Genomic DNA, 15,245 nt, shown 5'->3' on the forward strand with positions numbered 1-15,245 from the left:
AAGCAGCGCATGGCGGGGCAGAGTATAGTCCTCATAGGGATCCCTTGAAGCCCGCCGGTTCTTTCGCTGCGTAGTTTGCAGCGTTAGAACCGCTGCGCGCTTCACGGAGCGAGAGCGCGTCCCTATGAGGACTATACTCTGCCCCGCCATGCGCGGGACGTTAACAAATCCGTGAACAGCAACACTCATATTCTTAACAATTGCTTACATTTTGCTGTCCTGGGGCCGGCCGCCTTGAACCTGGCTGCAATCTGTGTTAGACTCTAAAAATGACAATAAACCGAATGAGGAATACCATGAACAACATACTGGACTATCTGGAAAATTCCGCAGCAAAATATCCGGACAAGACAGCCTTTGCCGATGAACACGGAAGCTGTACCTATCGCGAGCTTCTAAATAAGGCCAAAAGAAGCGGCTCCGCACTGGCGCAGCGCTTCTTAAGACGCTCTCCGGTGGCCGTGCTGGCCGATAAGAGCACGGATGTGATCATAGCTTTTATGGGCATTGTTTACGCGGGCTGTTTCTATGTCATGCTGGACCCCTCACAGCCGGATGCCAGGCTCAATCAAATACTGGACACGCTGCGCCCGGAAGCGCTGCTTATCGGCGGCGGCTGTGAAAAGAAGGCAGAGAACCTGGACTATGAAGGTCCTTTGCTGCCGCTGCAGCTGTGGGAGCAGGCCGTGAAAGATGAGGCGGCACTTGAGGAAATACGCAGGCAGGCGCTGGATACGGACCCTCTGTACGGGATCTTCACCTCCGGTTCCACCGGACGGCCCAAGGGCGTGGTGGTCAGCCACAGAAGCGTCATCGATTTTATGGAGTATTTCACGGAGCTCTTCTCCATCACCGCGCAGGATGTCATAGGAAATCAGGCGCCCTTTGATTTTGACGTGTCCGTTAAGGATATCTACGCCACCTTAAAGGCCGGGGCCACGATGGAGATCCTGCCGAAACAGCTGTTTTCCTTTCCGGCAAAGCTGCTGGATTATCTCTGTGAACGCCGGGTCACCACGGCCATCTGGGCCGTATCGGCCCTGTGCATCATCAGCACATTAAACGGCTTTTCCTACCGTGTGCCCACCCATCTGAACAAGATTCTGTTCAGCGGGGAAGTGATGCCCGTATCCCATCTGAATATATGGAGGGAACATCTGCCGGACGCCCTCTTTGTCAATCTGTACGGGCCGACGGAGATCACATGCAACTGTACCTATTATATTGTGGACAAAACGTTTGCGCCCGGTGAAACGCTTCCGATCGGAATCCCGTTTCCCAACGAGTCCGTATTTCTGCTGGACACAGAGGACCGCCCGGTCACAAAACCCGGCGTGAGCGGAGAACTCTGTGTCACGGGCACCGCCCTTTCGCTGGGTTACTACAGAGATCCGGAAAAAACCGCTGCGGCATTTGTACAGAATCCTCTGAATGACCGCTATCCGGAAACGGTCTATCGGACCGGTGACCTGGCCCATTACGGCGAAGACGGCCTCCTGTACTTTGAAAGCCGCAGGGATTTTCAGATCAAGCACATGGGGCACCGCATAGAGCTGGGCGAGATCGAAGCCGCGCTGGATGCCTGCGACGGAGTGACGCGGGCCTGCTGCATTTATCTGGAGGAAAAGAACAAAATTGCCGCCTTCTATGAGGGCAGCGCTGATAAGAAGGAAATCGCCGTCCAGTTAGGCAGGCGGATTCCCCGCTACATGTTCCCGAATCTTTACCGCAATATGCCAGCCCTGCCGATTACTAAAAACGGAAAAATTGACAGGCAGCTTTTAAGGAGGTCGCTATGAATGACGAACTGCTGATGCGGGCAGCGAGAGAATACGGCACGCCTTCCTATGTATTTGATCTGGACGCGTTTAAAGAGCGCATCGAAACCGTCTCGGGATACTTCCGGGGACGGGCCGAAATCTGCTATGCCATGAAGGCCAATCCTTTCCTGACAGGGGCCGTTTGCGGACTGTCCGCAGGTTATGAGGTATGTTCTCCCGGAGAATATGCGATCTGCAAACGGGCAGGCATTCCAGCGGACAGCATCGTCTTATCCGGAGTGAATAAAGAAGCGCAGGAGATCTGCCATGTCATGGACACGGGGGGCGCCGCAGTCTATACGGCCGAATCCGAACGGCAGCTTTCTTTGCTGGAAAGCTGTGCCGCCGCCCGAAGCATACAGATACCGGTGCTCATGAGGCTCACCAGCGGCAATCAGTTCGGCATGGATGAGGAAACCATCTTAAAGCATGCGACGCGCCCGCTTCATTACCCGCATCTGGATATCCGCGGCATCCAGTATTATTCCGGCACCCAAAAGAAGAAAACAGAACCGATCCTTAAGGAGCTTGCACGGCTGGATGAGTTCTGCTGCCGCATCGAATCGGAAACAGGCCTTACGCTTCATACACTGGAGTTTGGCCCCGGCCTGTATACCCCCTATTTTCAGGGGGAAGCCGCTTATCCGGAAGAAAATGTCCTGGCGGAGCTGTCCCGGGCCATCGAAAACCTGCGTTTTAAAGGGAACGTCGTCCTGGAGATGGGCCGCTTTCTCGCGGCGGGCTGCGGCTATTATCTGACCCGCATCGCCGACTGCAAAACAAACAGCGGCCAGAACTACTGCATCGTGGACGGGGGCATACACCAGCTCAACTATTACGGTCAGACCATGGCCATGAAGCTCCCTTTTATCCGCCATCTGCCGCAAAGCCCGGCGGGAGACGGTAAAGGGCCTTCTTCCTGCACAGTCTGCGGTTCGCTGTGCACAACAGCCGATGTGATCGTAAAGCAGCTGCCCCTGATACATCCCCAGCCGGGCGATCTGCTTGTATTTGAAAAGACAGGGGCATACTCAGTTACGGAGGGGATCTCCCTGTTCCTTAGCAGGAGCCTTCCCCCGGTGCTGCTCTATTCCAGGCAGCACGGGATGTTTCAGGCGCGGGAAGCTTATCCCACCGATCTTTTGAACGCGCCGCGGCAGACGGCGGCACAGGCGGCGCCGTTTCGCTGAATATAACCCGGACGGCACACAAACTTATTATAGGAGAGAATGAAAATGGATGAATTAATGAATATTTTGGAAGAGCTCAAGCCCGATGTGGATTTTGAGACATGCACTGCGCTGATCGACGACGGATATCTGGATTCCTTTGATATCCTGTCCATCGTAAGCGAATTGAATGAAGCTTTTGATATTGAGATCACACCCCGGGATATCGTGCCAGAGAATTTCAATTCCGCCAAGGCGCTTATGGATATGGTCAACCGCCTGCAGGAAGAATAACCGGAGGTACCCATGTCATTTATATCCATGGAGTTTCTGCTGTTTCTGGCGGCGGCCATACTTGGCTATTATCTGATTCCCAAACAATTTCAGTGGGTGTGGCTGCTCCTGTTCAGCTGTGTGTTTTACCTCTGCGCAGGGCTGCAGGCGGTATGCTTTCTGCTCACCACCGCAATGACCACATTTGCGGCGGGCCTTTGGATCAAACAGCGGGAGGATGCCGTTAAAAAGCGCCTGGCTCTGCTGCCCGCAGGAGCCCCAAAAGAAGACAAAAAGGCCCTGAAGGAGCGCTGCCGCCGTCAAAAACGCCTGATTCTTGCAGGCACGCTGCTGGTCAATTTCGGCATCCTGGGCGCGCTGAAATATATGAATTTCGCCATTGATAACCTCAACGCCTTATTGGGGCTGGATCTTTCCCGGGTTTCTTTGCTGCTGCCGCTCGGAATCTCCTTTTACACCTTCCAGTCCATGGGCTATCTGATCGATGTTTACCGCGGCAAATACGCGCCGGAGCGAAATCTTTTCCGCTTCACCCTGTTCGTGTCCTTCTTCCCGCAGCTGCTGCAGGGTCCCATCGGACGCTTTGACCGGTTATCCCCCCAGCTTTATGAAGAACACCGCTTCGACCTGACTTCCCTGCAGCGCGGTCTTCTGCTGATGGTTTGGGGATATTTTAAAAAAATCGTCATCGCCGACCGGGCCGCCGTGCTGGTGAATCAGGTGTTCGGCAACTACGAAGCCTACACGGGATTTGCCGTGATCGCGGCGGTGCTGGGTTATTCCATACAGCTCTACTGTGATTTCTCCGGAGGTATGGACGTGGTCATGGGCGCTTCCGAGTGCTTCGGCATACATCTGGATCAGAATTTCAAACGCCCGTATTTCGCCAGATCCATCTCCGATTTCTGGCACCGCTGGCACATCACTCTGGGCACCTGGATGAAGGATTACTTGTTTTATCCGCTCTCGCTGTCCAAGGGTATGAACCGCTTCGGCAAATTTACGAAAAAGCATTTCGGCCGCCATGTGGGCAGAGTGCTGCCGGTTTGCATTTCGAACCTGGTGATCTTTTTTGTGGTGGGCGTGTGGCACGGCGCCGCCTGGAAATTTATCGTATACGGCCTCTACAACGGCATAATCATCGCCCTTAGCAACCTTCTGGCGCCGCTTTATACAAAGCTCCTTCAGGCCCTTCACATACCGGTTAAATCCAGAGCCTGGACTGTTTTTCAGATACTGCGGACTTTTCTGCTGGTCAACATCAGCTGGTATTTTGATATGGGTTCCAGCCTGTCGGCAGCGTTTACCATGATGCGAAATACTTTCCGGGGTCTGTCGCCTGCAGCGCTCACGGACGGAAGCCTCTTGTCTCTGGGGCTGGGCAAGGCTGACTATCTCGTGCTGGGCGCGGGATGCGCCGTTCTCTTTACCGTGAGCCTGCTTCAGGAACGCAATGTGAAGATCCGGGAATCCCTGGCCAAAAAGCCGCTGATCGTGCGTCTGTCCCTGTATCTTCTGCTGCTGTTTTCCATCCCCCTGCTGGGACAGATCACAATTACCGGAGGAGGATTCATCTATGCACAGTTCTGATAGAAATGACGGGGGTAAAAAGCAATCCTTGAAGAGATGGTGGATTGCGGCGCTTTTTCTCGCCGTCTGCATTCTGGCCAACGCATTTTTAAACTATGCGCTGATCCCTCCAAACGCGGTGCGGATCAACCTTCATAACCTGCGAAACGGTCTGCAGTACGATACGGTTTTTCTGGGCACCTCCCACGGTCAGTACGGTATTGATCCGGCTTCGGTGGACGCCGAAGGGGGCCGCAGCAGCGTAAGCCTCTGCATGGCCGACGCCTATCCGGACGATATGTATTATCTGCTGAAGCTGACCCTCGAAACGCAGAAGCCGTCCCTAGTTGTCTATGAGCTGGATCCTTCCTACTGGATGAACGAACAGCGCAGGGGCTCCACCCAGATCTTTTTTTACAAGGAATTCCCTTTCTCCGCGGCAAAGCTGGAATATTTCGCGCATAAGATCATGAAGCTGGACTTCCGCTCCACTCTTACGCCCTGGTGCTATTACCGCAATCTCTACGGGCAGATGGCGGACAATCTCCGCTTAAAGGGAAGCGAAGCCTACCGGCAGTTCGATCCTTCCGTCCTGGATATCTCCGTCGGGCATTACGGCGGCAGAGGGTTTATCTACCGCGACCGCGTAGAGGGAGAAAATAAGGGCGGCTTTAACAATATCCCCTGGGACGAATCCGCCGTAAAGCCTCTGGCCCTGAACTATTTTGATAAGCTTGTAAAGCTGTGCCGGGAAAATTCCATAGAGCTGATCGCGATCACAACGCCCGTGCCCCAGGAGACGGCGGACAGCTTCCGGGATTCCTATCAGGCGGCGGATGGGTATTTTTCTTCGCTGATGGAAGCATATGAGGTTCCATACCTGAACTTCAACCGGCTGCTCCCCGGGTTTTTAGACCGCAGCATGACCGGCTATTGGGATTATGACGGCCATATGGACGGAGTTCTGGCCGGAGAGTTCAGCGGGCTTTTGGGAAGGATACTGCGGGAAATGGAGGAAGGGACCTTTGATCCTTCCGGTTACTTTGAATCTAAGTCCGGCTCATCCGCATCATGAAACTCCACGGAAACGGCGCTGCCGTCTTCCCACCGGATATCCACTGTTTTGTTGCCTTTAAGGCAGAGCCCCCTGACATAACCGCTGGCAAACTGCCTGGGCAGCGCCGGCAGAATGTCCACATGGCCGCCTCTGTCCGTCGCCAGCATATTGGCAATACCGGTGGTCCCTCCAAAATTGCCGTCGATCTGAAACGGTTCATGGGCGTCCCACAGATTTGGATAGGTGGAACGCGTGAGCAGAATGTACAAATATTTCCACGCGTTTTCCCCATCCTTCAGCGCCGCGAACATATTGATGATCCAGGCACAGCTCCAGCCGGTATATCCCCCTCCGTTTTCCAGCCGATCGTTCAGGGATATGCGGCACGCTTCCGTCATTTTCTGATCGCCTTCCCACAGCTCAGCGGGAAACATCCCGTACAGATGGGACAGATGGCGGTGTCCCGGCTCCACTTCCGGATATTCCTCAAGCCATTCCAGGATTTGACCGCGGCTCCCGATTCTTACCGGCCAAAGCCGTGCAAGGCGTTCCTGCACTGTATCTGTCAGATCATCATTCACACCCAATTTGGCGCAAACCGAGAGGTAATGTTCGAAGACCTCTTTCGTAAGCTCCATATCCATAGCGCTGGCCGCCGTAATACTGCATCTGTTTTTGTCCTTATCATAGTATTTGTTCTCCGGTGAGGTGGACGGGCAGGTCACATAATATCCTTCGTACTCCACCAGCCAGTCTACCAGAAACAAAGCCGTATCGCGCAGCAGAGGGTATGCCCTGTTTTCCAGAAACTTCCGATCTTTAGTGTACTCATAATAACGGTAAAATTCCTGTGACAGCCAGGCCATGCCCATGGGCCACATGGCATAAGCTGCGCAGCCTTCTTTTCCGTCCTCCGCGCCAAAGGGTATGCCCACCGGATTGGTGGAATACCAGCCGTCGGCGTTATGGTGATGGGCCGTCCCTCTGCAGTGATAATTGACAGCCGCCGTCTGTCTGCCTCTCTTAGCCAGCTCTTCCACAAATGAGAAGTAAGGCTCCATGCATTCTTTAAGTCCACAGGAGAGAGCGGGCCAGTAGTTCATCTCCAAATTGATATTGGTGGTCCAGTTGCAGCTCCATGGTGCCTGGAATTTCCAGCTCCAGATTCCCTGCAGATTCGCCGGCAGGCTGCCTTTTCTGGATGAGGCGGCCATCAGGTACCGGCCATATTGGAAATACAGCGCGAACAGTCCGTTATCCTCCTCCCCCTCCTTGAGCTGCTCAAGGCGCCTGTCTGTGGGCAGATCCTTCTGCTCTCCCAGATACAGTTCAACCGTATCAAAGATCCTTCCATAATCCAGCACGTGTTCCTCTTTTATACGGTCGTAACTGCCTTCGATACTGGAAGGGCGCACAGCTTCCAAACACAGAACCAGCTCTGAGGCACCGGCCACGCGAAGCGTGCCTTCCTGACACAGAACAGTGCCATCACACGACAGCACACGGATGCCTCCGCTAAATCTCCTGCCCCGATATCCCCAGATCACTGCCTCCTCACCCTTTCTCACATAAGAGGGATCCACATGCTCCGGACATCTGCCGCTAAATATAAGAGCGTCCTCCATTTCCCGAATGCAGCATTTTAGCTGCGACTCCAGAAAAATCTCAAGTTCCATCAAAGGGCGATCTGATTCCAGACAGATTATTACCGCCTGTCCAGGATAAGTGGCAAATATCTCCCTGCGGTAGCCCACCCCGTCCGCTTCAAAGGACACAGCCGCCATAGCTTTCTCTATATCCAGACTCCGCCTGTATCGGCCGACCTGATCCGACTCCTTCAGATTGCGGTAGGCAATATGAAGATTTCCCAATGGCATGTAAGATTCGTTAAACTCTCCCAGCATCGTATCCTGGATCAGTTTTTCAGCCTCCGCACAGCGGCCGGCAAACACCAGCTCACGTACTGCATTAAGGCTGTGGCTGGCGCCCGGATTATTTTTATCTCTTTCATATCCGCTCCACAAGCTTTCCTCATTGAGACCAAGCAGTTCCTCCCGCACGCCTCCCCAGATCATGGCGCCCAGGCTGCCATTGCCGACTGGCAGGGTTTCCTCCCATCTTAATGCAGGTTTGTCGTAATATAATTCCAATTTTCGATTCATTTTTGCGGTTCTCCTTCTGTTTCCCGGATTTTTCCGTGCAAAGTCCGGTATTTACCCGGTGTGGTTTTCTCCATCTTGCTGAAAAATCGAATAAAGTTCTGCGGGCTGTTATAGTGCAGCCTGGCCGCAATATCCGCCACCGACATATCCGTTTCTTCTAACAGCTTTTTGGCCAGATCCAGCTTGTAGGAAAGCAGATAATCCGCGAATGTCATATCCGCCCGGCTCTTCATCACTCTCCAGATATATCCGGGATGGTAGCCCAGAATATCCGCGCACTCCGCCAGAGTAATATCACCTTCGTTTTCCTGTATCAGGGCCACAATCCTGTTCCACACCTGATCCGCTGCGCCGCTGCGTGTATTGTTCAGCGCATGGATGACAGGTTTTATTACTTCACCGATGAAATATTCCCGGATTTCTTCCGGGTGATACAGCTTATAGAGACCCTGGTAAACGTTATGGCGGGCATCCTGAAATACTTCATTGACGGATATGCCGGCGTTATTAGCCGCGGTCAGTATGGTAGTCAGCATCCTGTATAGGATCATGGACTGCTCATAAAGACGCGCATTGCTCTTCATAAGCCACTCCATAAATTCTTCAAACAGACTGCAGCTTTTATCCAGATCACCGCTTCCTATCGCCTCTGCCAGCTGTTTTTCCAAATTAATGTTATAAATGACGCGAATTTCCTTCCTGTCTGCCACATCCGCATAATAGACTGCTTCACATTTCCGGGCCTCCAGACACTCATAATACGCGTGATTGGTGCGTGTCAGATGATAATAAACATTGCTCACGGCCGCACGGACAGAGTAACCGGTTCGCATCACTATATATTCCTCCAGCTTTACCAGAAATTCCTCCACCCCAGAAGAAATCTCGTTCTCTTTGTCCGCCCCTGCCAGAAACAGGATTTCGGTTCCGTTCCAATAAGGAGGCATCAGCATCATCTGCAATATTTCTCCAGGTATGCTGCCGGCGATCAGCAGCAGCATAGATTCCATATTGCTGCGCTCTCCGCCTTTCAGCGTGACAGATATCATGGCATAACAGTTTCGGGATCGGATTCCCAGCTGCTTTTGCTGGTTCAGGATCTCCGCCTCTCCGATCTCACCGCCCAGGAGCCTGCGCATCAGAAGTTCGGTCAGCTGCCCTATGTGGCTTTCCAGACGCTGCTCCATCTCGCTGTTATCCTGGTAAAGCCGTGACAGGTTTTGCTGCAGATATAAAAACTCATCTGTAATTTCAGTATTTTCACTGTTCAGCCGCTGTGTCTGGCTTATGAGCTGCGAAACAGGCCGGTAAATCCTCTCATATGCCCTGCGCACAAACAGTGCCAGAATCATGGCGGCCAGCATCAGCAGTCCGAAAATCACGGCAAATCCCGCCATGAGGCTGCCAAAATCCGCCGGCCGGCAGGCTGCCAGATAAAAACAGCCTGTGGAAGGAGAAACCATGCCATAGAATTTCATGCCGGATTTGCGAAAGTCCTGGCCGGCAGACGGGGTGATATCTTCCAAAAGCTCCCCGGCTGATGCTGTCAGATCCGGAGCTGTTGTATACACCGCATCGCCATTGGCGTCATATATGAGGAGCTCATAGCCGCTCTCCGGCCTGTAGATACTCCGAAACATTGTATCCGTATTCATGTTTACTACCAGCGCTCCCTGTATCGGGCTGCTGATTAAAGGCTCCAGAATGATGTAGGACAGACCCGCCAGAGGAACATGACACCTGCTTTTGTCCTGTTCCATATCCGTACCGTTCAGCCAGAATTTTCTCTTCCAGTTCTGCAAGATCAGCTCATCATCCAACATCCGGTCAATTTCTTCCTGATTGTTCAGCTCAGAAAAAGTATACATTCCCCGATTTGAAAGGACCCATTCATGCTCCAGATTCAGATAGGAAAAACCGCTGATATAGTTCTTCAGATAATCCGGCCCTCCCAGGCGGCCTATCACATCCCTGATATAGGAATAACTGCTCATTCCCGGCAGTTTTCCGCAGAGGATTCTGCGAATATCCTCTTCTTTAAGCAGTTCTCCATAGACCTGGGCGGTCTGCTCCAATATCTCATCGCACCGCTGCTTAAGCTGGAGCGCCGTGATTTCCAGAGAGCGGCTGATCTGTCTGTTGATCTCCCTCACATACAGCAGGCCGGACACTATACCGAAGATAAGCAGCAGACATACCGGCATTATTGTCAAGCTGATCTGTATCGTGCGCCTGTGTGTTCGTTTTTTTATTTTCTCCGACTTCATAACTCCCCCCGCTGTTTTTTTACGCAGGAAAACAGGCATGGCTCTGCCTGCTTTCCCTTTGAGTTTTCCGTATTATTTGTTCGCCTGATACTGGGCGTTTACTTCTTCGATAACCTCTTTTCCTCCGGATTTGTACCACAGATCCCATGCATCCTCAAGGCCCTGCTTATCGATCTGGCCCACGATATACTGTGTCCTGGCATCTTCCAGTATCATATCCAGGTTTCCGCCGTTGGTAGTGTAAGTCGGAGAACCGCAGGTATAGGAAAGGGCCGGGTTAAATACGGCGATCTTCTCAGCATCGTCATATGCCTTGTTCTGAACCACCACACGGTCATCCCATGCGAATTCATAACATTCTGCATAGCCCCCGTTCACATTTGGCAGCATCTGATTCAGGCCGCTGGTGCCCTTGTGAAGAGCCTTATCATCAGGGTCGATCTTCACCACCTGCCCATTCTCGTCCAGCTTCCAGTGTATATCCTGCAGGCCGTAACCGCAGAGCATCTTCATCTCATCGGAATTCATCTTGTCCAGAAAATCCAGGCAGGCCAGAACCTCCGCCTCTGTTTTCGCAGCCTTTGTAACCGCAAAGAAAGTGGTCTGCTCGGCTGCCTGTGTTCCAGGCTTTGCGGACCCATCCGGAGCGATCCCCGGCACCATGGTCATGGAAGCGAATTCCCCGCTGCCGGTGACGCTGGGGATCTCATTCGTCACATAATAATCCCATATGCGGCGGGAATTGTCCAGCGTATCCACAAACATGCCGGCCAGGCCGTTACAGTTGTCATCCTTCCAGCTGCCAGTATCCCTGATGGCCCAGTCATTGGCGATCAGACCTTCATCCTGAAGCTTCTTAAACCAATCCAGCGCTTGCATATATTCCTCTGTCATATGAACCGGCACCAGTGTGCCATCATCCGCTTCTGTCCAGCCGGATCCGCATCCAAACCATGTCTGCATGATGTTAAGAGGGCCGGTATAGCTGCAGAGATTCAATCCGTAGGTATCATCCTTTCCGTTGCCATCGGGATCATTGTATGTAAATGCGTAAAGCATGTCATAGACATCCTGCACCGTTTTCGGTGTATCAAGTCCCAGCGCTTCGGCCCAATCCGTCCGATATCCCATGCCGTTGCGGCCTATGGTTCCCTTGCTGCAAATGCCGTACAAATGCCCGTTCACAGTAAAGGTTCTGGCCAGCTCCGGCTTCATCTGGCTGATCCAAGTAAAGCGGTCCTTATCATATACATAGTCCTCAATAGGCTGAAACGCGCCGTTCTGTGCTGCGCCAACCACTACAGCATCCGTGGCGGTCACCTTAAGGATCATCGGCATGCTATCCACGCCGCTTGCCAGCACAGTGGACAGTTTGTCCTTAAAATTATCGCTGGTCACCCACCATATATCAAGTTTATATCCCGTAAATTCCTCGATCATGCTTTTGATCTGCGGGCCATATTCACCGCTGTTGGGGCTGCCTTCGTAATCGCTTAACATAATCGATACCGCAAAATCCTCCGGCAGCTGCGAACGGAAGTCCCCGGCGGTTGTCTCCGTCCCGGCGGCGCCGGTGCTCCCGGCCACGGCGGCCGTGGTTTTTTCAGCCGTGCTCTCAGACACATTCTGTCCGTTTCCCGCGCAGGCTGTCAGGCTTCCTGCCGCCATGATCAGCGCCAGCATGAGCCCTGTTAGTTTCTTTCCCTTCATTTTCATTTCCTCCTTGATTTATTATAGCATTATATGATGCGTGAACATAGTGCGGAGTCAGCCTTTTACCGCTCCCACCATAACACCCTTGGTAAAATGTTTCTGGACAAACGGATATACCAGCAAAATCGGCACCACCGTCACCATCGTAGATGCCAGCTTCACCGCCTGTTCCGGCGGATTCCCGTTGGCTCCGAAGTCCAGTCTGTTGCCGCTAAGGTCAAAGCCCTGAGCCAGCAGAACGATGGAACGTAAGATCAGCTGGGCCGTCTGCTTTGCTTCGGTATTGATGTAGAGCATGCAGCCGAAATAATCATTCCACAGGCCTACCGCATAAAACAGGCCAATGGAGGCCAGTGCCGGTTTGGACAAAGGAAGGACAATTTTTCGGAACACCCCAACGTCTGAACATCCGTCCATCACGGCAGCCTCTTCCAACTCCGGCGGGATTCCCTCAAAGAAGTTTTTCATAATCACCATATTAAAGGCGCTAAGCGCCCCAGGGATGGTCAGCGCGGCATAGGAATCCAGCATTCCCAGCGCTTTAATCAGCAGGAAAGAGGGGATCATTCCACCGGAAAACACCATTGTTACAATTACCAGGTTCAGCACCAGAGACCTCCCCTGGAACTCCCGTTTTGACAGCGGATAGGCAAATGTGGTAGTAAAAAACATAGCCAGAACCGTTCCAATTACGGTTACAATTACGGAATTTTTCATGCCGTTTAAAATACGCCCGTCTTCTATGATAAATTTATATGCATTGGTTGAAAAAACAGTGGGGATGATTAAAAAGGGCTTTTCCGTCAGTTCCCTCTCCGTTGCAAAGGAACCTCCCACAATATATAAAAACGGCAGAACAGCCACAACAGCCACCGCTGCGGCCCCTATATAAATAAGTACCTGTGTGACGCGGTCTCCCGGCGATCTTTTGATGCGATTTTTTTTACTCTTCATGTTCCGTTATCCTCCCGTTTTAATAGATACCGCTTTCTCCGCATCTCTTGGCGATCCAATTGGTACCCATCACCATAATGCATCCTACAATGCCTTTAAACAGTCCAACCGCAGTGGAAAAGGAATACTGTCCGTTTCCTACACCTACTCTGTAAACATAGGTATCAAACACATCGGACACGCTCCTGTTTAATGAGTTGGACATCAGATAAATCTGATCATACCCTGTATTGAGAATAGAACCTACTCTTAAGATCAGCATGACGATGATCGTCCCCTTGATAGCCGGCAGCGTGATATGCCACATCTGCTTCCATCTGCCCGCGCCATCCACTTTGGCTGCGTCATACAGCTCCACATCCACACCGGACAGTGCAGCCAGGAATACAATCATGCCCCAGCCGGTCTCCTTCCATATCGACTGTATCAGGATAATCGGCCGAAAATACTGCGGACCCGACAGAAACGGCAGCGTCTTTCCGGTTAATTCCTCTACTATCAGGTTAACGATTCCTGTTTTTTCATTCAAAAGCGTATAAGTAATACTGGCAACAATTACCATGGAAACAAAATGCGGTATGTACACCATTGTCTGCACGGCATTCTTAAAATGTATGTGGCGGATTTCATTTAATATCAGTGCCAGAAATATAGGAACCGGAAAATAAAATACAAGGTTCATAAAGGATATTGCCAGCGTATTTTTTAGTAAATTCATGAAATCATGTCCACCGAAGAAATTACGGAAATGCTTCAGGCCCACAAAAGGACTGCCGAAATATCCGGCAAACGGATTATAATCCTGAAACGCAATAAATAATGTGGATATCGGTACATATTTGAATACGATAAAATGCAGCGCGCCCGGCAGCAGCATCAAGTACAGCCACCAATGCCTTCTAAAATACACTCCAAACGGCACCTTTGCCGCGGCCGCCGGCAGTTTGTGTTTACGGCTCATGCCTCTCCCTCCGATTCGGTTAAATTTATCTGGACTATAGCATTTAGCACAGATGAATTCAATGTTCACCTTCTAACCATTCGTCATTTACGATATTTTTATTGTTATATTCCCATTTTTATTGTATATATCAGATGATGATACTCCGTGTAATTGCTTTATCCCCCGCCCTTCTATGAACCGCATATCCTTTAATTCCCCTAGATATTCATACAGCATTATAGTCATATGTACAAGACATTTCATAACAGCATATATTTCTATATTAAAGGGGCTGCCGCACCAGTGATTGAAAAAATCATAGGTGGGGCAGCCCCTCTGCATTTTCAATTTTCTTTAAGATGTACATCCAGCTGATTAAAAGGGATCTCCACTCCGGCCTCATCAAAGGCCAGCTTTATTTCCTCCGTTACGCGCCACTTCACCGGCCAGTACCGGTCGGTGGGCACCCAGGCCCGGCATCCCAGCACTACGCTGCTGTCGGCCAGCTCCGATACATAGGCGGTGATCTCCTCGTCCTTCATCGTCTCCTCCTGGGCATTGAGTATGTCCAGCATGATCTGTTTGGCTTTCTTAATATCCGCGCTGTACGAGATTCCTACGGTCAGATCCAGCCGCCGCTTTCCCTGAGCCGTCACATTGGTCAGGCTGCTGTTGGAGAGCGTGCCGTTAGGGATCACGATGATCTTATTGTCAATTGTGGTCAGTTCCGTATAGACCAGGCCGATGCTGCGCACCGTCCCTTCGTTTTTATGATTGTCCTCCACGATGTAGTCGCCTACCCTAAACGGTTTTAGGAACAGGATCAGCACGCCTCCCGCAAAATTGGACAGGGTACCCTGCAGCGCGAGGCCCAGGGCGATACCGGCGGAACTGATCAGCGTCATCAAAGAAGCCACGTTAAACGCATCGCGCCCGAATGCCATTCCGGCAGTCATCAGCACCAGAACCACATAACCGGCCGCATTGCCCAGATACTTTAAGAACTTGATCACCGTGATCTCTGTTCCCATCCTGGTCAGCGATTTATCCATCACTTTCAGAAGAAACTTAAGAAGTCTCTTGCCCACAAACCAGATGATCACCGCCAGCACGAGGCGGATCACTATATCGATGGCATCCGTCTTCAGCGTGTTCAGCCAGTTTGCAAACCATGTTGTTGTCTTCTCCAGATCCGCAGCCACGGATTCCAGATCGGGCGTCACCGTCGTATATCTGATAATATCACTCATTTCTCTATCCTTTTCCAAAATATATGCCGGTCCGTTTCATCTTATAA

The 15,245-nt window shown here is 51.7% G+C and carries 11 protein-coding genes; 5 read left to right on the plus strand and 6 right to left on the minus strand.

What is annotated here, in order from left to right:
• Window positions 1–296: 296 nt before the first annotated feature.
• From DWZ56_RS13580 to DWZ56_RS13600, 5 genes are read left to right on the plus strand one after another with little or no spacing between them, the layout of a single operon-like run.
• Complete coding sequence (locus DWZ56_RS13580) at window positions 297–1,799, plus strand: amino acid adenylation domain-containing protein (protein WP_243095264.1); 1,503 nt, start codon at window positions 297–299, stop codon at window positions 1,797–1,799.
• Complete coding sequence (locus DWZ56_RS13585; RefSeq protein ID WP_118557181.1) at window positions 1,796–3,010, plus strand: diaminopimelate decarboxylase family protein; 1,215 nt, start codon at window positions 1,796–1,798, stop codon at window positions 3,008–3,010. Before DWZ56_RS13580 ends, DWZ56_RS13585 begins: the two co-directional genes overlap by 4 nt.
• A 45-nt stretch (window positions 3,011–3,055) precedes the next feature.
• Window positions 3,056–3,283, plus strand: a complete 228-nt coding sequence (locus DWZ56_RS13590) for an acyl carrier protein (protein WP_118557182.1) — start codon at window positions 3,056–3,058, stop codon at window positions 3,281–3,283.
• A 12-nt stretch (window positions 3,284–3,295) separates the two neighbouring features.
• Window positions 3,296–4,873 (plus strand): MBOAT family O-acyltransferase, encoded by a 1,578-nt coding sequence (locus DWZ56_RS13595; RefSeq protein ID WP_118557183.1) that lies wholly within the window; start codon window positions 3,296–3,298, stop codon window positions 4,871–4,873.
• Window positions 4,860–5,927, plus strand: coding sequence for a hypothetical protein (locus DWZ56_RS13600; RefSeq protein WP_118557184.1), 1,068 nt, complete (start codon window positions 4,860–4,862; stop codon window positions 5,925–5,927). Before DWZ56_RS13595 ends, DWZ56_RS13600 begins: the two co-directional genes overlap by 14 nt.
• On the opposite strand, the gene DWZ56_RS13605 is transcribed toward DWZ56_RS13600, so the two are convergent.
• From DWZ56_RS13605 to DWZ56_RS13635, 6 genes are all read right to left on the minus strand, one after another.
• Entirely contained in the window at window positions 5,891–8,071 is a 2,181-nt protein-coding gene (locus DWZ56_RS13605; RefSeq protein ID WP_118557185.1) for a glycoside hydrolase family 95 protein, read from the minus strand. The two genes, DWZ56_RS13600 and DWZ56_RS13605, sit on opposite strands and share 37 nt — an antisense overlap.
• Window positions 8,068–10,338, minus strand: coding sequence for a helix-turn-helix transcriptional regulator (locus tag DWZ56_RS13610; RefSeq protein WP_158584583.1), 2,271 nt, complete (start codon window positions 10,336–10,338; stop codon window positions 8,068–8,070). The genes DWZ56_RS13605 and DWZ56_RS13610 overlap by 4 nt, the downstream gene beginning before the upstream one ends.
• A 72-nt stretch (window positions 10,339–10,410) precedes the next feature.
• Window positions 10,411–12,048 (minus strand): extracellular solute-binding protein, encoded by a 1,638-nt coding sequence (locus tag DWZ56_RS13615; RefSeq protein WP_158584584.1) that lies wholly within the window; start codon window positions 12,046–12,048, stop codon window positions 10,411–10,413.
• A 57-nt stretch (window positions 12,049–12,105) separates the two neighbouring features.
• A complete protein-coding gene (locus tag DWZ56_RS13620) occupies window positions 12,106–13,005 on the minus strand; it encodes a carbohydrate ABC transporter permease (protein WP_118557188.1) in 900 nt (299 codons plus the stop codon).
• Window positions 13,006–13,024: 19 nt separating this feature from the next.
• Window positions 13,025–13,966 (minus strand): ABC transporter permease, encoded by a 942-nt coding sequence (locus DWZ56_RS13625; protein WP_118557189.1) that lies wholly within the window; start codon window positions 13,964–13,966, stop codon window positions 13,025–13,027.
• Window positions 13,967–14,292: 326 nt separating this feature from the next.
• Entirely contained in the window at window positions 14,293–15,198 is a 906-nt protein-coding gene (locus DWZ56_RS13635) for a mechanosensitive ion channel family protein (protein WP_118557191.1), read from the minus strand.
• Between the last annotated feature and the right edge of the window lie 47 nt (window positions 15,199–15,245).

The sequence above is a fragment of the Lachnotalea sp. AF33-28 genome (assembly GCF_003477885.1).
Taxonomy (GTDB): Bacteria; Bacillota; Clostridia; order Lachnospirales; family Lachnospiraceae; genus AF33-28.

Coding starts and splice junctions, on each gene's coding strand:
- DWZ56_RS13595 (WP_118557183.1), top strand. CDS start 3,296: ATGTCATTTATATCCATGGAGTTTCTGCTGTTTCTGGCGGCGGCCATA.
- DWZ56_RS13605 (WP_118557185.1), bottom strand. CDS start 8,071: ATGAATCGAAAATTGGAATTATATTACGACAAACCTGCATTAAGATGG.
- DWZ56_RS13635 (WP_118557191.1), bottom strand. CDS start 15,198: ATGAGTGATATTATCAGATATACGACGGTGACGCCCGATCTGGAATCC.
- DWZ56_RS13615 (WP_158584584.1), bottom strand. CDS start 12,048: ATGAAGGGAAAGAAACTAACAGGGCTCATGCTGGCGCTGATCATGGCG.
- DWZ56_RS13610 (WP_158584583.1), bottom strand. CDS start 10,338: ATGAAGTCGGAGAAAATAAAAAAACGAACACACAGGCGCACGATACAG.
- DWZ56_RS13620 (WP_118557188.1), bottom strand. CDS start 13,005: ATGAAGAGTAAAAAAAATCGCATCAAAAGATCGCCGGGAGACCGCGTC.
- DWZ56_RS13600 (WP_118557184.1), top strand. CDS start 4,860: ATGCACAGTTCTGATAGAAATGACGGGGGTAAAAAGCAATCCTTGAAG.
- DWZ56_RS13590 (WP_118557182.1), top strand. CDS start 3,056: ATGGATGAATTAATGAATATTTTGGAAGAGCTCAAGCCCGATGTGGAT.
- DWZ56_RS13585 (WP_118557181.1), top strand. CDS start 1,796: ATGAATGACGAACTGCTGATGCGGGCAGCGAGAGAATACGGCACGCCT.
- DWZ56_RS13580 (WP_243095264.1), top strand. CDS start 297: ATGAACAACATACTGGACTATCTGGAAAATTCCGCAGCAAAATATCCG.
- DWZ56_RS13625 (WP_118557189.1), bottom strand. CDS start 13,966: ATGAGCCGTAAACACAAACTGCCGGCGGCCGCGGCAAAGGTGCCGTTT.